Annotated in this window: 17 protein-coding genes and 1 pseudogene; 14 read left to right on the top strand and 4 right to left on the bottom strand. The window is 62.2% G+C overall.

The annotated features are described in order from the left end of the window. The first annotated feature begins 183 nt into the window (after nucleotides 1-183). The 8 genes from rpsM (at nucleotide 184) to glmM (ending at nucleotide 6,730) form a co-directional block, all read left to right on the top strand. Nucleotides 184-561, top strand: coding sequence for a 30S ribosomal protein S13 (gene rpsM / locus art_RS09940; RefSeq protein WP_038464651.1), 378 nt, complete (start codon nucleotides 184-186; stop codon nucleotides 559-561). A 107-nt stretch (nucleotides 562-668) separates the two neighbouring features. Beyond that, nucleotides 669-1,070, top strand: a complete 402-nt coding sequence (rpsK, locus tag art_RS09935; RefSeq protein WP_038464649.1) for a 30S ribosomal protein S11 — start codon at nucleotides 669-671, stop codon at nucleotides 1,068-1,070. 134 nt (nucleotides 1,071-1,204) lie between these two features. Next, nucleotides 1,205-2,215: a DNA-directed RNA polymerase subunit alpha gene (locus tag art_RS09930; protein ID WP_038464647.1), complete on the top strand. Its 1,011-nt coding sequence runs from the start codon at nucleotides 1,205-1,207 to the stop codon at nucleotides 2,213-2,215. An 82-nt stretch (nucleotides 2,216-2,297) separates the two neighbouring features. Continuing rightward, complete coding sequence (gene rplQ, locus art_RS09925) at nucleotides 2,298-2,792, top strand: 50S ribosomal protein L17 (protein WP_038469589.1); 495 nt, start codon at nucleotides 2,298-2,300, stop codon at nucleotides 2,790-2,792. Nucleotides 2,793-2,896: 104 nt separating this feature from the next. After that, nucleotides 2,897-3,796, top strand: a complete 900-nt coding sequence (locus tag art_RS09920) for a tRNA pseudouridine(38-40) synthase TruA (protein ID WP_038464645.1) — start codon at nucleotides 2,897-2,899, stop codon at nucleotides 3,794-3,796. Between the two features lie 258 nt (nucleotides 3,797-4,054). After that, nucleotides 4,055-4,498, top strand: a complete 444-nt coding sequence (rplM, locus tag art_RS09915; RefSeq protein ID WP_038464643.1) for a 50S ribosomal protein L13 — start codon at nucleotides 4,055-4,057, stop codon at nucleotides 4,496-4,498. 37 nt (nucleotides 4,499-4,535) lie between these two features. Next, the gene (rpsI, locus tag art_RS09910) at nucleotides 4,536-5,051 is read left to right on the top strand and encodes a 30S ribosomal protein S9 (RefSeq protein WP_038464640.1); all 516 of its coding nucleotides are present in this window, start codon (nucleotides 4,536-4,538) and stop codon (nucleotides 5,049-5,051) included. Between the two features lie 332 nt (nucleotides 5,052-5,383). Then, on the top strand, nucleotides 5,384-6,730 hold the full coding sequence (gene glmM / locus art_RS09905) for a phosphoglucosamine mutase (protein WP_038464638.1): 1,347 nt from the start codon (nucleotides 5,384-5,386) through the stop codon (nucleotides 6,728-6,730). A 66-nt stretch (nucleotides 6,731-6,796) separates the two neighbouring features. On the opposite strand, the gene mscL is transcribed toward glmM, so the two are convergent. Genes mscL through coaA form a run of 3 tightly spaced genes read right to left on the bottom strand, consistent with a single transcriptional unit; the run spans nucleotide 6,797 to nucleotide 9,267 of the window. Continuing rightward, nucleotides 6,797-7,204, bottom strand: a complete 408-nt coding sequence (gene mscL, locus art_RS09900; RefSeq protein ID WP_038464636.1) for a large conductance mechanosensitive channel protein MscL — start codon at nucleotides 7,202-7,204, stop codon at nucleotides 6,797-6,799. Nucleotides 7,205-7,264: 60 nt separating this feature from the next. Then, nucleotides 7,265-8,299: a D-alanyl-D-alanine carboxypeptidase family protein gene (locus tag art_RS09895; protein ID WP_052136214.1), complete on the bottom strand. Its 1,035-nt coding sequence runs from the start codon at nucleotides 8,297-8,299 to the stop codon at nucleotides 7,265-7,267. Next, nucleotides 8,299-9,267 carry a type I pantothenate kinase gene (coaA, locus tag art_RS09890; RefSeq protein WP_038464635.1) on the bottom strand — a complete coding sequence of 323 codons (969 nt, stop codon included), beginning with the start codon at nucleotides 9,265-9,267 and terminating at the stop codon, nucleotides 8,299-8,301. The genes art_RS09895 and coaA overlap by 1 nt, the downstream gene beginning before the upstream one ends. A gap of 142 nt (nucleotides 9,268-9,409) precedes the next feature. On the opposite strand from coaA, the gene glmS reads away from it, so the two are divergent. From glmS to art_RS09860, 6 genes and pseudogenes are all read left to right on the top strand, one after another. Beyond that, nucleotides 9,410-11,338, top strand: coding sequence for a glutamine--fructose-6-phosphate transaminase (isomerizing) (glmS, locus tag art_RS09885; protein WP_038469583.1), 1,929 nt, complete (start codon nucleotides 9,410-9,412; stop codon nucleotides 11,336-11,338). Nucleotides 11,339-11,612: 274 nt separating this feature from the next. Beyond that, complete coding sequence (locus tag art_RS09880) at nucleotides 11,613-11,960, top strand: holo-ACP synthase (RefSeq protein ID WP_038464633.1); 348 nt, start codon at nucleotides 11,613-11,615, stop codon at nucleotides 11,958-11,960. Nucleotide 11,961: 1 nt separating this feature from the next. Beyond that, nucleotides 11,962-13,605 carry a bifunctional ADP-dependent NAD(P)H-hydrate dehydratase/NAD(P)H-hydrate epimerase gene (locus art_RS09875; RefSeq protein ID WP_038464630.1) on the top strand — a complete coding sequence of 548 codons (1,644 nt, stop codon included), beginning with the start codon at nucleotides 11,962-11,964 and terminating at the stop codon, nucleotides 13,603-13,605. 27 nt (nucleotides 13,606-13,632) lie between these two features. Next, a pseudogene (gene glgX / locus art_RS09870) lies at nucleotides 13,633-15,753 on the top strand (glycogen debranching protein GlgX). A gap of 37 nt (nucleotides 15,754-15,790) precedes the next feature. Then, nucleotides 15,791-16,828: an L-glyceraldehyde 3-phosphate reductase gene (mgrA, locus tag art_RS09865; RefSeq protein ID WP_038464628.1), complete on the top strand. Its 1,038-nt coding sequence runs from the start codon at nucleotides 15,791-15,793 to the stop codon at nucleotides 16,826-16,828. A 240-nt stretch (nucleotides 16,829-17,068) separates the two neighbouring features. Further along, nucleotides 17,069-18,148, top strand: coding sequence for an inositol-3-phosphate synthase (locus art_RS09860; RefSeq protein WP_038464623.1), 1,080 nt, complete (start codon nucleotides 17,069-17,071; stop codon nucleotides 18,146-18,148). Between the two features lie 138 nt (nucleotides 18,149-18,286). Here the strand turns inward: art_RS09860 and art_RS09855 are convergent, their stop codons facing one another. Further along, entirely contained in the window at nucleotides 18,287-19,237 is a 951-nt protein-coding gene (locus art_RS09855; RefSeq protein ID WP_038464609.1) for a DUF559 domain-containing protein, read from the bottom strand. Between the last annotated feature and the right edge of the window lie 30 nt (nucleotides 19,238-19,267).

Raw genomic sequence — 19,267 nt, 5'->3', positions numbered from 1 at the left:
TCTTTTGAAGGAACCCTGAGCGAATGCTCACGCAAGTAAATTAATAAGGCAGCACAAGTTAGACGAAGGCGAACGAAAGTTCGCAACCGGACAACGGACCCCTGGTCGGAGGCCAGGGCCGCATTCACAAAATATGCGGGTGTACTGCCTACGACCTCCGGTTTACACAAGGAGCAGCCAAATATGGCACGTCTCGCTGGCGTAGACCTTCCCCGCGAAAAGCGGCTGGAAGTAGCGCTTACATACATCTACGGCGTGGGCAAGACCCGTGCAAAGAAAGTCTTGGCAGACACGGGAATCTCCCCGGACGTCCGCGTTAAGGACCTTTCTGACGCTGAACTCGTTCAGTTGCGTGACAACATCGAGGGTAACTACAAGGTTGAGGGTGACCTTCGCCGCGAAGTAGCAGCTGATATCCGCCGCAAGGTAGAAATCGGCAGCTACCAGGGTATCCGCCACCGTCGTGGCATGCCCGTGCATGGCCAGCGCACGAAGACCAACGCACGCACCCGCAAGGGTCCGAAGCGTACCGTCGCAGGCAAGAAGAAGGCCGGCAGGTAGAACCCGCTAGCCGGCTTGGAAAACTGCTGATGCAGCTTTTCAGGATCCAGGCCAGCGTGGGACCTAGCCCATGCCGACCCCTTATTAAACTTTCGTAGGAGAATAAAATGCCCCCAAAGACTCGTGGAGCGGTTCGTAAGCCGCGTCGCAAGGATAAAAAGAATATTGCGCTGGGCCAGGCGCACATCAAGAGCACCTTTAACAACACCATCGTTTCCATCACGGATCCGAACGGTGCAGTCATTTCATGGGCTTCTGCCGGTGAAGTTGGCTTCAAGGGCTCGCGCAAGTCGACTCCGTACGCTGCACAGATGGCTGCTGAAGCAGCTGCCAAGCGCGCACAGGAGCACGGACTGCGCAAGGTTGACGTTTTCGTAAAGGGTCCGGGCTCGGGCCGCGAAACGGCGATCCGTTCACTGCAGGCTGCTGGTCTTGAGGTTGGCTCCATCTCGGATGTCACCCCCAGCGCCCACAACGGCTGCCGTCCGCCCAAGCGCCGTCGCGTCTAACGAGACTTCAGCGCAGCAGAGTTGGCCTTCACCGCAAGGTGGAGGCCAATTCCGCCGCCACAAACTCTCGTCAGCCGTCATTTCCACTACCTGTGTTGCGTCATATAGCGGATGCTCGCTGAAAGGAAAACCCAGTGCTCATTGCACAGCGCCCCACCCTATCTGAAGAAGTAGTTTCCGAGAATCGCTCACGGTTTGTTATCGAACCGCTGGAGCCAGGCTTCGGTTACACCCTGGGAAATTCCCTGCGTCGGACCCTGTTGTCCTCCATCCCTGGCGCTGCTGTCACCAGCATCCGCCTCGATGGTGTACTGCACGAGTTCACCACGGTTCCCGGTGTTAAGGAAGATGTCACTGAGATCATCCTGAACATCAAGGGACTCTCCGTGTCTTCGGAGCATGACGAGCCCGTCGTCGCCTACCTGCGCAAGCAGGGCCCCGGCGTTGTTACGGCTGCTGACATTGCTCCTCCGGCCGGAGTGGAATTCCACAACCCTGACATGCACATTGCCACACTGAACTCGAAGGGCAAGTTCGAACTCGAGCTGACCATCGAGCGCGGCCGCGGCTACGTTTCAGCAGCTCAGAACAAGAACGTAGATCAGGAGATCGGCCGCATCCCGGTTGACTCCATCTACTCACCCGTTCTGAAGGTGACCTTCCGTGTGGAAGCAACCCGTGTTGAACAGCGCACTGACTTTGACAAGCTGATTGTCGATGTAGAGACCAAGCAGGCCATCTCCCCGCGGGATGCCATTGCCTCTGCCGGCACCACGCTGGTTGAACTGTTCGGATTGGCCCGCGAGCTCAACACCGCGGCTGAAGGCATTGAGATTGGCCCGTCCCCGACGGACGCCGCTCTTGCCGCAGACATGGCCCTGCCGATCGAGGATCTGGACCTGACGGTTCGTTCCTACAACTGCCTCAAGCGTGAGGGCATCCACTCCGTGGGTGAACTCGTTGCTCGCTCCGAGGCTGACCTGATGGACATTCGCAACTTTGGTGCGAAGTCCATTGACGAGGTAAAAGCAAAGCTGGTTGAGCTTGGTCTGTCCCTGAAGGATTCCCCTCCAGGATTCGATCTGGCCGCCCGTGCCGCAGCCCTTGACGAGAACGACGACGCATTTGGCGACGACGAACTCTAAGTTCGAACAACAATTTTGAGCCGACCGGGCGGACACTGAGGAGTGTCCGCCATGGTTCGGCTGTCACTTGAGGAGAAACACCATGCCTACACCCGCCAAGGGTCCCCGCCTCGGAGGCGGAGCGGCTCACGAGCGTTTGATGCTCGCGAACCTTTCTGCTTCGCTCTTTGAGCACAAGCGGATCACCACCACTTTGACCAAGGCTAAGCGCCTGAGCCCCTACGCAGAGCGACTGGTAACTTTCGCAAAGCGTGGCGACTTGGCTTCACGCCGCCGCGTTCTCGGCCTGATCAGCGACAAGGGCATTGTCCATGAGCTGTTCACCGACATCGCCAAGGCTGTGGAGAACCGTGAAGGCGGTTACACCCGCATCACCAAGATCGGCAACCGCAAGGGCGACAACGCTCCCATGGCTGTCATCGAGCTCGTTCTGGAACCGGTCAGCGCCAAGCAGGCCGTTGTGAAGGAAGCAACCGCTGCTGCCGCCAAGGCTGCCCCGGTTGAAGAAGCTCCGGTCGAAGAAGTTGTCGAGACCGAAGTTGTAGCTGACGAAGCTGCTGCTGAAGAGTCCAAGTAAGGACCAAGCGAAAGCTTGGAATTTACTGAGAAGGACCCGTCGCCCTTAGGGGTGGCGGGTCCTTCTGCATGTCTGCAGGGTGTGCGGCCGGTAGAATCGATTCCATGCACAACCCCAAACTGACACCCGAATATCAAGGCCTGATTCGGGCACGCCTGGACATAGCGTACGACGGCGGGCCTTACAGTGGGTGGGGCATCCAACCAGTCGAGCGCACCGTCCAGGGAGTGATTGAGCAGGCGCTGGCAGTGATCGTGCGCCGGCCCATCAGGCTCACAGTCGCCGGCCGCACTGATGCGGGTGTGCATGCCCGCGGGCAGGTGGCGCATTTTGATGTCACGCCAGAGGAATGGGACGGGCTGCGGCGGGGGCACGATGTGTTGCCGGAGAATTCGCTCCGACGCCGCCTCAACGGAGCCCTGGGCATGGTCCTGCGGGAGCTGCGCGGAACCGTTGAGATCACTGCGGCCTCTCGGGCGCCTCTGGGCTTCGATGCGAGATTCTCGGCCCTATGGCGCCGTTACAGCTACCGGATTGCCGACGGCTCCACCCGCAAGGATCCGCTGCAGCGTGCGCTGACGCTGTGGCACGAGCGTGACCTTGATGTAGCCCGCATGAATCAGGCTGCGGCGCCCTTGTTGGGACTGCAGGATTTCCGGGCGTTTGCGAAACCACGGGACGGCTCCACCACCGTGCGAACCTTGCAACGTTTTGACTTCGAGCAGGACGCTGACGGTGTGATTAATGTCAACGTCCAGGCTGACGCGTTCTGTCACAACATGGTTCGGGCGTTGCTCGGTGCGTCCTTGCGCATAGGGGAGGGGCAGGAAGGCGTCGCATGGATGCATGAGCGCTTAGTCGCGGGAATACGGGACGCAAAGTCCGTTTTGGCCGCGCCACACCCGCTTATTTTGGAGGAAGTCCACTATCCGCACGAAACGGCAATGCATGAACGTGCCGTTCTGACGCGGACCCGGCGGGCGGTGACTGAAGCTGCTCGCTGATGAAAACGGACGCACCACGCACCCCGCTTTGACCCAGTGGCAGTATTAAAGGTATCGTTGATAGTCGTTGTGCGTGTCCTATCTCGATACCACGCGCCCGCTACAGGTCCGGTTGCAGGACTACCACTGAGCGGGCGTCATCGGGAAGTGTAAGGATGACTGGTGTTGGAGCCCTCACCTCTGTTCCGGTAAACGCATAGATAGCAGGTGTCAACCATCTGTGACACCACCTAAGAACAAGAAACGAAGGCAAAAACCGTGCGTACGTATACCCCGAAGCCCGGCGATATCAACCGTCAGTGGCACATCATCGATGCCAATGACGTTGTCTTGGGCCGTCTTGCCAGCCAGACCGCAACACTGCTGCGTGGAAAGCACAAGCCGACCTTCGCTCCCCATATGGACATGGGCGATTTCGTCATCATCATCAACGCCGAGAAGGTCGCCCTCACCGGCGCCAAGCTCGAACAGAAGCGCGCATACCGCCACTCGGGTTACCCGGGCGGTCTGTCCAGCATGAACTATGCCGAACTGTTGGAGAAGAACCCGGTTCGTGCAGTGGAGAAGGCCATCGCTGGCATGCTCCCCAAGACCAAGCTGGGCAACTCCCAGATCAGCAAGCTGAAGGTCTACCGTGGCTCCGAGCACCCCCACGGTGCACAGCAGCCCCAGACGTTTGAAATCACCCAGGTCGCCCAGTAGTCCTGGCCACCACCTAAATCATTAATCAAGGAGAATCGTGGCTCAGAACACTGAAGAGCTGAACACCGAGGCCGTCGTGGTCGAGGAAGAAGTTTTGACCAGCTACACCAGCGAAAGCTCGGCTGCAACTGATGCAGCCCCCAAGAAGGAACGCCCGGCACTGACCGTCTCAGGCGCCGCAGTTGGCCGTCGCAAGCAGGCAATTGCCCGCGTTCGCGTCGTACCCGGCACCGGCAAGTGGGTTGTCAACGGCCGCGAGCTGTCCAACTACTTCCCGAACAAGCTGCACCAGCAGGAAGTAAACGACCCGTTCCGCATCCTCGACTTGGATGGTGCCTACGATGTTTGGGCCCGCATCCACGGTGGTGGCCCTTCAGGCCAGGCCGGTGCGTTGCGTCTGGGCGTTGCTCGTTCCTTGAACGAGATCGATGTCGAGAACAACCGTGCGATCCTGAAGAAGGCAGGCTTCCTGACTCGTGACGCCCGCGTCATCGAGCGCAAGAAGGCTGGTCTCAAGAAGGCCCGTAAGGCTTCGCAGTACTCCAAGCGCTAATATTTCGCTTGGAAAATCCCCGGTCCGCTTCTGCGGGCCGGGGATTTTTTGGTTTCGCCCCATAAACCCTCCTGCAGATATGGGGGTGTTTTTCGAAACCCTCCTGCAGATATGGGGAGTTTTCCGGACGCTCCTCGCACGCTTCGTGACAGCCCCATGCGCGCGAATGCAGAAGCGTTGTCCGAAAGGGCCCCTTATCTGCAGGAGCGTTGCCATATAGTGCCCCATATCTGCAGGAGCGTCTGGGGGTGTGGTGGGGTGTGGCGGGGTGTGGCCGAGGGCATGATGCCAACTGGGCAATATTTCCGGCTTCATGATTTAGACTGAACTTGATGTCAAGATTATTTGGAACAGACGGTGTCCGTGGTTTGGCCAATGGCCTGCTGACGGCTGAGCTGGCGTTGTCGTTGGCCCAAGCTGCTGCAGTTGTCCTCGGACACGATCAGATGAGTGAAGGCAAACGGCCCCGCGCCGTTATTGCCCGCGACCCCAGGGCGAGCGGTGAGTTCATTGGTGCTGCCGTCGAGGCGGGGCTCGCCAGCGCAGGCGTGGACGTGTACGACGCCGGCGTGCTGCCGACGCCCGCCGCCGCCTTCCTGATCGCGGACCTCGGCGCCGACTTCGGCGTCATGATTTCCGCCTCACACAACCCGGCCCCCGACAACGGGATCAAGTTCTTCGCCCGTGGCGGCACCAAGCTGCCCGACGATGTGGAAGACGCCATTGAGGCGCAGCTTGAGCGGGCTGCCTTCAGGCCGGTAGGCGTGGATGTTGGACGCATCCAACGGTTCTCCGATGCGGAGGACCGTTACGTCCTGCACCTGCTGGGAACCCTGCCGCACCGCCTGGACGGGTTGAAGATCGTCCTGGACTGCGCCCACGGTGCCGCCAGCGGATGTTCGCCCCAGGTCTTCACGGATGCCGGCGCGCAGGTCACCGTGATCGGTGCCGAGCCGGACGGGCTGAACATCAACGACGGCGTGGGATCGACCCACCTTGAACTGCTGCAGGAAACGGTGTTGTCCATCGGAGCCGACCTCGGCATCGCCCACGACGGCGACGCAGACCGCTGCCTCGCCGTGGACCATGAGGGCAACGTCATTGATGGCGACCAGATCATGGCTGTGCTGGCGGTGGCACAAAAAGCGGCCGGAGAGCTCAAGGATGATGTCCTCGTGGCCACGGTGATGAGCAACCTCGGCTTGAAAATTGCCTTGCGCAACGCTGGCATCACGATCCGTGAAACCGGTGTTGGCGACCGTTACGTCCTTGAGGAAATGCGCCGCGGCGACTACACCCTTGGCGGTGAGCAGTCAGGGCACGTGATCTTCTCCAAGTACGCAACCACGGGTGACGGCCTGCTGACAGGCCTGCAGCTTGCTGCCCAAGTGGCCAAGACTGGCAAACCCCTGAAGGAACTGGCCGAGGTCATGACCAAGCTTCCGCAGATCATGATCAACGTCAAGAACGTCGACAAGAACCGTGCCTCTTCGGTCCCCGCCATCAATGCGGCCGTTGCCAAGGCGGAAGCGGAACTTGGTGACACCGGACGTGTCCTCCTGCGCCCCTCAGGCACGGAAGCGCTGGTCCGCGTCATGGTTGAGGCAGGGGACATTGAGACGGCTGAACGCATCTGCAATGACCTGGTGACTGTGGTCAGGGCGGAACTTTCGCTTTAGCGCCACCCAATAATCCAAAAAGGCGGCCACCCCGGTTGGGGTGGCCGCCTTTTTGATGGGTGGGAGTTAGTGTAGTCCGCCTGTTGGGCGGGTGGTGAGAGCGTCGCGGATTTCGGTCAGCAGGGCAACCTGGGGGTCGACCTCTTCCTCTTCCGGGTTGATGCCCAGTTTGGCGTTGCGGCGTTCGAGGATCCTGTTCATGGGCATTACGACCACGAAGTAGACGGCTGCAGCAATGAGAATAAAGTTGACCAGGACTGTCAGGAACACGCCGAACTTGATGTCAACACCATCGATGGTGACGAGCGCAAAGCTGTCGAAGTTTGGTGAGTGGGTGATAACTGCGATAAGTGGCATCAAGATGTTTTCCACCAGGGAGTTGATGACGGCCCCGAATGCAGCACCGATAACCACTGCGACGGCAAGGTCTACGACGTTGCCCTTCATGATGAAATCTCTGAATCCCTTTAACATGCCCCTAAAATACCGCACTCTTGGCGGTTCCGGGGGATTTCAAAGAAAATTTCTGTAGTGCTATTTGTAGCCGGGTGCTCCGGGCAGCCCTAGATATTCCTCGTAGCTGTGGATTCCTCGAACTGCCATGTCCTGGGCGGCGGCCTCGCCGACGAAGCGCAGGTGCCAGGGTTCGGCAAGATATCCGGTGACGGCCTCCTCGCCAGGGACGTACCGAACGACGAATCCGTAGTCGGCGCCATGCAGGGCCACCCACTGAGCTGCTGCGGTGTCTGCAAAACAAGAGTTGAAATCGCAGAGTGTCCCGGCAGTGGCGTCACCGATGTCAACGGCCAGTCCGGTTTGATGCTCGGAGAACCCGGGGCGGGCTGAGGTGGTGTCCGCTGCTGCCACACCCTTCTCGGCGACATAACCGTAGTAAACACTGACCTGGGTCTCATAGGAGCGATAACTGCTCTTGACGTTGATGCTGACGCCTTCCGTTGTTGCAGCAGCAAACATGCTCTCCAGAGCGCTTGCGGCCTCGGCCCGGACCAGCACGGGTTCGGCCGAACCGGACGGTACCGCCGGGGGCACCAGGTCTGCCGGGGCGTAGTCTACCGGCACCAGGGGCCGGTGCTTGTTGACCAGGACCAGCGGGCTGGCAGGGTTGTTGATGTCCAACAGGGCAGGATCCGTGGGAGTGCCCCCGCCTGCTGCAAAGAGCTTTTCTATGGGGGAATCGGGGATCGCCCCGGCGACCAGCAGCGGTGCGGGGATGGCTGAGGGGGAACTGCCCGACGGTGCAAGGGTCGCCCGTGCCGTTGGTGTCGTCGCCGGAGAGGTTGGGGTTTCGAAGGTGCCTGCTGGGGGACTGACGGCGGGTGGGACGGACGCAGTGGAGGTGTTTGGCGTCGTGCTTGGCAGGGAGGAAGCGGCGGCAGGGGAAGGCTGCTCCCCGGAAGGGCCCAGGGCCAAGGCACCGGAAAAGACCAGGGCGGCACCTGCCAGTGAGACCAGGATGCCTCCGGGGCGTGGCCAGGAAAGGTCCCGTCGCAAGCGTTCGGCCCTTGTTTGGCGGGGCCGGCGGGCCTGGTGGAAGCCGACGACAGGCACTAGACCTTCCTTAGCAGCATCCGGCGAATGGAGTGGTCGGCGTCCTTGGTCAGCACCAGCTGCGCACGGCCGCGGGTGGGTAAAACATTCTGGAGCAGGTTGGGCTCGTTGATGTTCTTCCAAATCTTGGAGGCCGTGGCCGTGGCCTCAACGTCGGAAAGGTCCGCATAGCGGCGAAAGTAGGAGTCCGGATCCGCGAAGGCACCCGTGCGCAGTGAACGGAACCGCTCGATGTACCACTGCTCAATGTTGCTGGTTTTCGCGTCCACGTAGATGGAAAAGTCAAAGAAGTCGCTGACGGCAAGGCCGGAGCGTCCATCGGTGCGGGGGCGGGCAGCGGCCAGCACGTTAAGGCCCTCAACAATGAGCACATCCGGGCGGCGGACAACGACTTCTTTGTCCGGGAGGATGTCGTACGTTAGGTGCGAGTACATGGGGGCACGGACTTCCTCGGCCCCGCTCTTGACGGCGCTGACGAAGCGCAGGAGCGCCCGCCGGTCGTAGGACTCGGGGAAGCCCTTGCGGCCCATGAGACCGCGGCGCTCCAGCTCGGCGTTGGGGTACAGGAAACCGTCGGTGGTGACAAGCTCCACATTGGGGGTGTCGGGCCAGCGGCGCAGCATCTCCCGCAGCACGCGGGCCGTTGTTGACTTGCCCACGGCAACGGAACCAGCGACGCCAATGACGAACGGTGTGCGGGAGCCGCGTTCGCCCAAAAAGGTGGTGGTGGCGCTGTGCAGGTGGCCGGCGGCGGCGACATACAGGTTCAGCAGCCGGGAGAGCGGCAGGTAAACGTCGTGTATTTCACGCATGTTGAGTTGATCACCCAGGCCGCGGAGCCGCTGGACGTCATCTTCATTCAGAGGTTGTTCAATTTTATTGGCCAGCCGGGACCATGTTTGGCGGTCCAGTTCCACGAAGGGGGAGGCGCTGACGCCGCTGCCTGACTCGGTTTTTTGCGTTGTCACACCCCCAATTCTGCCCTGTCTGGCATCCAGCGCGAAACGAGGGCGTGCGGGGTCCCTGACTTATCTGACACTTTCTTAGGCCGTCTTCCACGGAAGGACGTAGAACGTCCTCCATATTCTGTGGGGTTTATGATTGTTTTTCATGTGTGGAATTGTGGGATACGCCGGTACCGCCCCGGCTCAGGATGCTAGTTCGTCAACAGGCCAGCGCGCCCTCGAAGTCTTGGTGGAGGGATTGCGCCGCCTGGAATATCGCGGCTACGACTCCGCCGGCATTGCGGTTGTGGGAGCCAACGGCATCGAGATGCGCAAGAAGAGCGGCAAGCTGGTCAACTTGCTGGAGGAATTGTCCAGCAATCCCGTTTCTGCTGCTTCGACCGGCATCGGCCACACCCGCTGGGCCACGCACGGTGGCCCCACGGACGCCAACGCCCACCCCCACGTTGTTGACGGCGGTGCCCTCGCCGTGATTCACAACGGCATCATTGAAAACTACTCACCGCTCAAGGCGGACCTGGTGGCGAGCGGGCACACCTTCCTCTCCGCCACCGACACCGAAGTTGCCGCCACCTTGTTGGCTGAGGTCTTCCGCGGGCTGCCCGAGGACGGTGCCGGCTCCTCGGAAGGTGCCTATGCCGGAATCGGCGGCCGTCTCGCCCAGGCCATGCAGCTGGTGGCACAACAGCTGGAAGGTGCCTTTACGCTCGTGGCAACTCATGCCGAAGAACCCGGCGTGGTGGTGGCGGCCCGCCGCAACTCCCCGCTGGTCGTTGGGCTGGGTGACGGGGAGAACTTCCTGGGCTCGGATGTCTCCGGGTTCATTGACTACACCCGCCGGGCGGTGGAGCTGGGGCAGAACCAGGTTGTCACCATCACCGCCGACCAGGTGGAAATCACCGACTTCTTCGGCGTCCCCGCCGAAGGTCGTGAATATTTGGTGGACTGGGATGCTGCCGCAGCCAAGAAGGACGGCTTCGCCTCCTTCATGGAAAAGGAAATCAACGACCAGCCCGACGCCGTTGCCCAGACCCTGCTGGGGCGCAATGATGGCGCCGGCAACCTGACCCTCGATGAGCTGCGCATTGACCCCGCGGTCCTGAAGACCATCAACAAGATCATTGTGCTGGCCTGTGGCACGTCCGCCTATGCCGGCCAGGTTGCCAAGTACGCCATTGAGCATTGGTGCAGGATTCCCACCGAAGTGGAGCTCTCCCACGAGTTCAGGTACCGGGACCCCATTGTGGACGAGCGGACCCTGATCGTCTCCATTTCCCAGTCTGGCGAGACCATGGACACCCTGATGGCCGTTCGTTACGCCAGGGAACAGGGCGCCAAGACGGTGTCCATCTGCAACACCAACGGCTCCACCATCCCGCGCGAGTCCGACGCTGTTCTCTACACGCATGCCGGCCCCGAAATTGCGGTGGCCTCCACCAAAGCGTTCCTGGCACAGATCACCGCCACCTACCTGCTGGGGCTGTATTTGGCACAACTGCGCGGCAACCTGTTCCAGGGCCAGATCAAGGACATCCTGGCCGAACTGGCGAAAACCCCTGCCAAGATCGCCACGGTCATAGCCAACTCGGGACAGATCAGGGACCTTGCGCGCAGCATGTCCGAAACCCGCACCGTCCTGTTCTTGGGTCGCCACGTGGGTTACCCTGTGGCCATGGAAGGTGCGCTCAAGCTCAAGGAGCTCGCTTACATCCATGCCGAAGGCTTTGCTGCCGGCGAGCTCAAGCACGGTCCCATCGCCTTGATTGAAGAAGGCCAGCCGGTCATTGTGGTGGTGCCGTCCCCCCGCGGGCGCGACTCCCTGCACGCCAAGGTTGTCTCCAATATTCAGGAGGTCCGTGCCCGCGGCGCTATGACCATTGTGATCGCAGAAGAAGGCGACGAGTCCGTGCGGGAGCACGCCGAGCACGTCTTCTACATCCCCGAAACCAGCACGCTCCTGGCGCCGCTGCTGGCCACCGTGCCGCTGCAGATCTTCGCCCTTGAGCTGGCCACAGCCAAGGGTTACGACGTGGATCAGCCGCGCAACCTGGCCAAGTCCGTGACCGTGGAGTAACGATTCCCGCGTCCTTGGATCGAGTACGCAGTTGTTCGCCTGGAAAGCGCTTACTCTGGCCATTTTGGTCCAACAACTGCGTACTCGAATTCATTTCTGTTAAGGACGGCGGCGGCTGGTGACCTTCCCCGCGGAAGGCGTCGGCCGCCGTCGTGCTTCATGCGCACAGACTGGGTGGGGCCACGATCGTGAGGGGCCCGCGTGAAGCCTGCGACACGTGGGTGCGACTGGGGACTTGCGAGACGAACGGAGCGGCTGGGAATAGGGTGGAGGCATGATCATTGGCATTGGTGTGGACGTTGTTGATATTGAGCGCTTCGGCCGGCAGCTTGAGCGCACGCCCGGGCTGCTTGACCGGCTCTTTGTGCCGGCCGAGCGGGGCCTGAACACGCAGTCGCTGGCCGCCCGCTTTGCCGCCAAGGAATCTGTGGCCAAGGCGCTGGGGGCCCCCGCCGGCATGAACTGGCAGGACTGCTGGATCGGTCTCGACGAGCACGGCCCCACCATCAACGTCAAGGGCACCGTCGCCGCCGTCGCCAAGGCAAAGGGCATCAAGCACTGGCACCTGTCCATGAGCCACGACGGCGGAATTTCCACAGCCATGGTGATTGCTGAGAGCTGACATGCTCCGCGCCTACACCGCCGCCGCCGTCCGTGCCGCCGAACAGCCGTTCCTGGCTGCCGGACGCGGCCCGGAGCTGATGCGCACGGCGGCGCACGGCCTGGCCATGGGGGTGGCAGCCACCCTGCGTTCCTGCGGCCGCGGTGTCTATGGTGCCCGGGCGGTGCTGCTGATCGGCTCGGGCAACAATGGCGGGGACGCGCTTTACGCCGGCGCCTGGCTGGCTAGTCGAGGAACGCGCACGACGGCGTTGCTCACCAGCGATCGGACCCATCCCGAGGCGCTGGCTGCTTTTGAGAAGGCGGGCGGGCGGTGCCTTTCGCTGCTGCCAGGCCCCGGCGTGGCTCGTTCGGAGCGTGCCGGCGCAGCCCTGCCGCCCGGTGCCGGGACAGTGGCGACCTTTCTGGCGGAAGCCAAGCTGTCCGACGTCGTGATTGACGGACTGCTGGGCACAGGTGGCAGGGGCGGCCTGCGCGAACCGGCAGCCGGAATCGTTGCCGCGTTGGAGGTTCTGGCGGGTGGCGCACGCCCGGCGGTTGTGGCGTGCGATCTGCCCAGCGGCGTGGATGCCACTACCGGGGAGGTGCATGGGCCGGTGCTGCGCGCCGATCTCACGGTGACTTTTGGGGCCCTGAAAACGGCCCTGCTGGCGTCCCCTGCTGAACAATTGTGCGGCGAGGTGCGGTGCGTCGACCTGGGTATTGCGGACTTTTTGGGTGCCCCGGATGTGGTGCGGTTGGAGCCGGGGGACGTGGCGGCGCTGCTGCCCCGTCCCCGCGCCACGGACCATAAATACACGCGGGGCGTTGCCGGAATTATTGCCGGGTCCGCGCACTATCCGGGTGCGGGGATCTTGGCGGTTGCCGCGGCGTCGGCGTGCGGACCCGGGATGGTTCGCTACCTCGGCCCGGAGCGGGTGGTCGGCGCAGTGCAACTGCGGAACCCTGAGGTGGTGTGCTCCGGGGAGTTCCCGGAGACTGTTCGAGTTCAAGCATGGCTGGCCGGCCCCGGCATTGACGGGGACCCGCAGCAGCGCCGGCGTGCAGAGGCAGCCATGGCCAGTGGCCTGCCCACCGTGGTTGACGCCGCGGCACTGCCGTTCGTAGTGCCTTCCACGGAGGACGGGAACGCGTGTTTGGTCCTCACCCCGCATGCCGGGGAACTGGCCGCCCTTTTTCAGTGCCACGGCGTGGACCTGGACCGGGACAGGATTTCGGCGGCGCCACTCGCCGCAGCCCGCCGGGCCGCGGCGCTGTTTGGTGCCGTGGTGCTGCTCAAGGGTGCCACAACGGTGGTGGCGGCACCAGACGGTTGTGCGTACACCCAAGCCAACGGCTCCCCGGCGCTGGCCACAGCCGGAAGCGGCGACACCCTGGCAGGCATTCTCGTGGCCCTACTGGCCATGGCGGCGGAGACTCCAACTGCAGCGGGCACCGCAGATATGGGTGGCGGCAGGGCCGGCGGTGCAGGAGCCGGGGCTTCGGCCGGGAACCTGGCGCCGCACGATCTGGCCCGAACTGCCGCGCTCGCAGCAGCTCTCCACGGCGAGCTGTCCCGGCAGGATCGCGGCAGCCCGCTGAACGCGGGGCAGCTGGCGCAAAGAATTCCACCCGTTTGGGCACGGTTGTGCCAAATAAAACTGTAGCGTGAACAGCAACTTTCAGGGGAAGTCATGGAAATCTGGCCGGGCAGGGATCATCCGCTGGGTGCCCACGTTGACGCAGCAGGTACCAACTTTGCGCTGTTCAGCGACGGGGCAGAGTCGGTGCAACTGTGCCTTTTTGACCAGGATGGCAAGGAAACAGCCCTCCCGCTGACGGAGGTGGACGGCTACGTGTGGCACGGCTACGTGCCGGGAGTCGGCCCGGGCCAGCGGTACGGATACCGCGTTGACGGGCCCTGGGATCCGGCCAACGGTATGCGCTTCAATTCCGCAAAGCTGCTCCTTGACCCTTACGCGAAGGGGATCGACGGCACCGTTGACTGGGGCCAGGAGGTCTTTGGCTACCAGTTGGGGGAACCGCTGGTGCGCAACGACGCCGATTCGGCCGCCCACACGTACAAAAGCGTGGTGGTCGACGACCTTTTCGACTGGCGCAACACGGACGGCACCATGGACAAAAAGCTTGACATTCCGTACCACGAGAGCCTCATTTATGAGGCCCACGTCAAGGGCCTGACGAAGCTGCACCCCGATGTTCCCGAGGAACTGCGCGGCACCTACGCCGCGGTGGCCCACCCATCCGTTGTGGCCCACCTCAAAAAACTGGGGGCAACCGCCGTCGAACTCATGCCGGTGCACCAATTTGTCCAGGATGAGCGGCTGCTGGGAATGGGGCTGCGGAACTATTGGGGTTACAACACCATCGGCTTTTTCGCCCCGCACAACGAATACGCCTCCACCTCCGAGCCCGGTGACCACGTGCGCGAGTTCAAGGCCATGGTCAAGGAACTGCACCGCAACGGCCTGGAAGTGATCCTTGACGTGGTGTACAACCACACGGCGGAGGGTAGCAACCTGGGCCCCACCCTGTCCTTCCGCGGGATCGACAACGATGCCTATTACCGGCTGCAGGAGGAAAACAAGGAGCTGTATCTCGACTACACAGGCACCGGAAATTCGCTGAATGTCCGGTCGCCGCACTCGCTCCAACTGATCATGGATTCGCTGCGTTACTGGGTCAACGAAATGCACGTTGACGGCTTCCGTTTCGACCTTGCGGCCACCCTTGCCCGCGAGTTTTATGACGTCGACAAACTTTCCTCGTTCTTTGAAATGGTCCAGCAGGATCCGGTGATCTCGAGGGTGAAGCTCATTGCGGAACCCTAGGACCTGGGCCCCGGCGGCTACCAGGTGGGAAATTTTCCGCCGCAATGGACCGAATGGAACGGGAAATTCCGGGACACCGTCCGGGACTTTTGGCGCGGCGAGCCCTCGACCTTGGGCGAATTTGCTGCCCGGCTGACGGGATCGTCGGACCTTTACGGCCATTCCGGGCGCCGCCCTGTGGCCTCCATCAACTTCGTCACCGCCCACGACGGCTTCACCCTGGCCGACCTGGTCAGCTACAACGACAAGCATAACGAAGCGAACGGGGAGGAGAACCGCGACGGCGAATCCCACAACCGTTCCTGGAACAGCGGGGTGGAAGGGCCCAGCGATGACCCCGCCGTGCAGGGGCTGCGGGCCCGCCAACAACGCAACTTCCTCACCACGCTGCTACTGTCCCAGGGTGTGCCCATGCTATTGCACGGCGATGAGCTGGGCCGCAGCCAGAACGGCAACAACAACGCCTACGCCCAGGATACGCCGCTGAGCTGGGTCGACTGGGCCAAGGCCGACGCCGGGCTCATCGACTTTGTCTCCCGGCTGGCACGGTTGAGGGAGGCGCACCCGGTGTTCCGCCGTCGCCGGTTTTTTGATGGGCACCCAGTGGAACGCGGGGACGACGGCGCACTGCCGGACATTGTGTGGCTGCGCCCCGACGCCGCCGCCATGGCGCCCGCCGACTGGGACAGCGGATTCGGACGCAGCATCGGGGTGTTCCTCAACGGTGGCGGCCTCCCCGACTGCGACGCGTGGGGCCGGCCCGTGGTGGATGACTGCTTCCTGCTGCTGTTCAACGGCGGTGACGGGGCCGTCGACTTTACCCTCCCGGGCGACGACTATGCGCCGCGGTGGGTGGTGGAAATTCATACGGACGGGGTTGCCGCTAACGAGTTTATGGCCGCTGGGAAAGTGACCGTGACGGCCCACTCGGTTCTTGTGCTGCGCGCTCCGGACCGAGACTAGACGCAGCTCACAGTATTTAAGTGGCAAGATGTCAGGTATGACCTTTCACGCCGCGGAGAACCGCTATGAAACCATGCCCTACCGCCGAGTCGGCCGCAGCGGGCTGAAACTGCCCGCCATCTCACTGGGACTGTGGCACAACTTTGGTGATGACAAGCCGTTCGAGGTGCAGCGCGACATCCTGCGCCGCGCCTTTGACCTGGGTGTCACGCACTTTGACCTGGCTAACAACTACGGGCCGCCGGCCGGCAGCGCCGAGACCAACTTTGGCCGCCATTTCAAGGACGACTTCCGCGCCCACCGCAACGAACTGGTCATCTCCACCAAGGCCGGCTACCTGATGTGGCCCGGCCCGTACGGTGAGTGGGGTTCACGCAAGAGCCTGCTGGGCAGCCTGGACGAGTCGCTGACCCGCATGGGCCTGGACTACGTGGACATTTTCTACAGCCACCGACCCGATCCGGACACCCCCATGGAGGAAACCATGGGTGCCCTGGACCATGCGGTCCGCTCCGGCAAGGCTTTGTACGCCGGCATCTCCTCCTACACTCCGGCCCAGACGCTTGAAGCCGCCCGGATCCTGAAGGAAATGGGCACCCCGCTGCTCATCCACCAGCCCTCCTACTCCATGCTTAACCGTTGGACCGAGAACGGGGAGCCTAACCTCTACGAAGCGCTCGACGCCGTCGGGGCCGGTTCCATTGCCTTCTCGCCGCTGGCGCAGGGTGTGCTGACGGATCGGTACCTCAAGGGTGTGCCGGCTGATTCCCGCGCAGCCAAGGAGCACTTCCTGTCGGAAAACGACCTGACGGAGGAAAAGATGGCCCGCGTTCGGGGCCTGAACGAGATTGCCTCCGGGCGTGGCCAGTCGCTGGCACAGATGGCCATTGCCTGGCTCCTGCGTGGGCAGATCAAGGGCAGCCCCGTCACCTCGGCACTCGTGGGCGCCTCGAGCGTTGCGCAGCTGGAGAACAGCGTGGCCGCGATCAACAACCTTGACTTCAGCGAAGCCGAGCTGACCGCGATTGACGAGTTCGCCGTCGAATCTGACATCAACAGGTGGGCGCAGAAGTAGTAAAAAACGTGCAGGCACGGCTCCGTGGCCGGCTTGCGTGGGAAGAAATCAATTCTCTGCTGCCTCGAGGGAACAAAATCGAGGCAGCAGAAGTTGTCTAGAATGGTTAAGGGCGCCGTTGGGGCGTCAGGTCCGGCCGAACAGCCGTGCGTCGTGTCTTTTCCTCATGTGTGAAGACGTGCGTCGACCCATCACCGCAAAGTGAGCGTCGGACCCTTGTGAGTTTTATAAAGGAGTTCCGTGTCCAATCATCCTATTCGCGTTGCCATCGTAGGCGTGGGAAACTGTGCCTCATCGCTGGTGCAGGGTGTCGAGTACTACCGCGACGCTGACGCCAGCGTCAAGGTCCCCGGCCTGATGCACGTTGAATTTGGCCAGTACCACGTCAACGACGTGCAGTTTGTTGCAGCGTTCGACGTCGACAGCAAGAAGGTGGGGCTGGACCTCTCCGAGGCCATCGGCGCCAGCGAAAACAACACCATCAAGCTTGCCGACGTCCCCCACCTGGGTGTCCCCGTGCTGCGCGGCACCACCTTGGACGGGCTGGGCAAGTACTACCGCGAGACCATCGTTGAATCCGACGCCGATCCGGTGGACGTTGTGGCAACGCTGAAGGCCGCCAAGGTCGACGTGCTGGTCTGCTACCTGCCGGTTGGCTCCGACGCCGCCGCCAAGTTCTACGCCCAGTGCGCCATCGACGCCGGCGTGGGCTTCGTCAATGCCCTCCCCGTCTTCATCGCCGGAACCAAGGAGTGGGCTGACAAGTTCACCGCCGCCGGTGTGCCGATCGTGGGCGATGACATCAAGTCCCAGATCGGTGCCACCATCACGCACCGCGTCATGGCCAAGCTGTTCGAAGACCGCGGCGTGGTCCTGGACCGCACCTACCAACTCAACGTTGGCGGCAACATGGACTTCAAGAACATGCTCGAGCGTGAGCGCCTTGAATCCAAGAAGATCTCCAAGACTCAGGCTGTCACATCCAACACCTCGGCCGTGTTGGGTGAGGACGACGTCCACATCGGCCCGTCCGACTACGTCGCCTGGCTTGACGATCGCAAGTGGGCCTTTGTCCGTCTCGAAGGCCGCAACTTCGGCGACGCCCCCGTGTCGCTGGAATACAAGCTTGAGGTGTGGGACTCGCCCAACTCCGCAGGTGTCATCATCGACGCCATCCGTGCGGCAAAGATTGCCATGGACCGTGGCATCGGCGGACCCATCCTGTCCGCCTCCAGCTACTTCATGAAGTCCCCGCCGGAGCAGTACGCGGACGACATCGCCCACGAAAAGGTTGAAGCCTTTATCCGCGGCGACATCTAGCCTTCCATTCCCAACGCTCGCTCACATACGGGCCGGTTTTCACCGACGCTCGCTCACTTGTGGGTGAGAAATGCCGAACGCTCCTTCACATCAGGTGGGGGAGCGTTCGGCATTTAGGACTGATCAGCACCGGGGGCGTTAGCTGCTCGACGTAAAACCGGACGCGATGGCCGGGTCCACCCAGGAAGTCCGCAACGCCTGCTTGATGAGCAGGACTGCGTTTTGAAAATGATCGGCCAAATCCTCGTCGGTGAAGACCAACACGGTCCAGCCGGCAGCCCCGAACGCTTTGTCTCGCCGCCTGTCGCTGTGGCGCTGGGCCTCATCCAAGTGATGGGCGCCGTCGTACTGCAACGCGATGCGCCGTGCGCTGTATCCGGCGTCCGCCGACGGCGCCTTTGGCCCGTCCCACAGTTTCAGCTGCAACTCGGGCTCCGGCAGGCCGGCGTCGAGCATGGCAAGGCGCATGAGCGTTTCCGGCCCGGAATCGGCACCCACCCTCATGAGTTCGAGGGCTTCGCGTGCCCGGACGATCCCCTGGAGATTCTTGTGCCGATCCGCCATGGCCCGGAGCTGATCGAGCGTGGCAAAAGGTTCGCTGCGGCCCTCAAATTCCGGCCGGGGGATGCGAATGAGCTGGTCACCCATGCAGATGAGCTCGTAGAGCGGAAGTGTGCGCGCCAGATCGAGCCAGGTACGTGACCGGACGCTGATCCGCAGCTCGTCGATGAACTCAACTTCACCAGGCAGGGTGACCACCGTGTGCCCAACGATGCCGCTCCGGCGCGTTCCAGGCAGCTTTCTGGGTTTGCTCAAATGCAGGTCATTGGACTCCGACAGCCACGGCGGCAAGATCAACTCATGCAGTCTTGCGGCGGTGGTGTGGGAAATCCATGCCCCAGGCGTCGCCACGCACAATGCGCGCGCAGCATCCCGCAGTTCAAAATCCCACGACGCCGGGCGGTACAAATTGCGGCTGACTCCGGAAAATTCGCGGCTTCGGAGTTTGTCTCGTGAAACACCCAAGGCTTGCGCCTCACCCAGTGTGAATGGTCTGTCAGGAAGCCTCGGTGCTTGGGAAATGTTCATAGGGACATTGTGGTCTCAATTTGCAGACCC

This window comes from Arthrobacter sp. PAMC 25486, from assembly GCF_000785535.1.
Lineage (GTDB): Bacteria > Actinomycetota > Actinomycetes > Actinomycetales > Micrococcaceae > Specibacter.
Note: the sequence above shows the minus strand (reverse complement) of the source record. Positions and strands in the feature narration are given on the sequence as shown.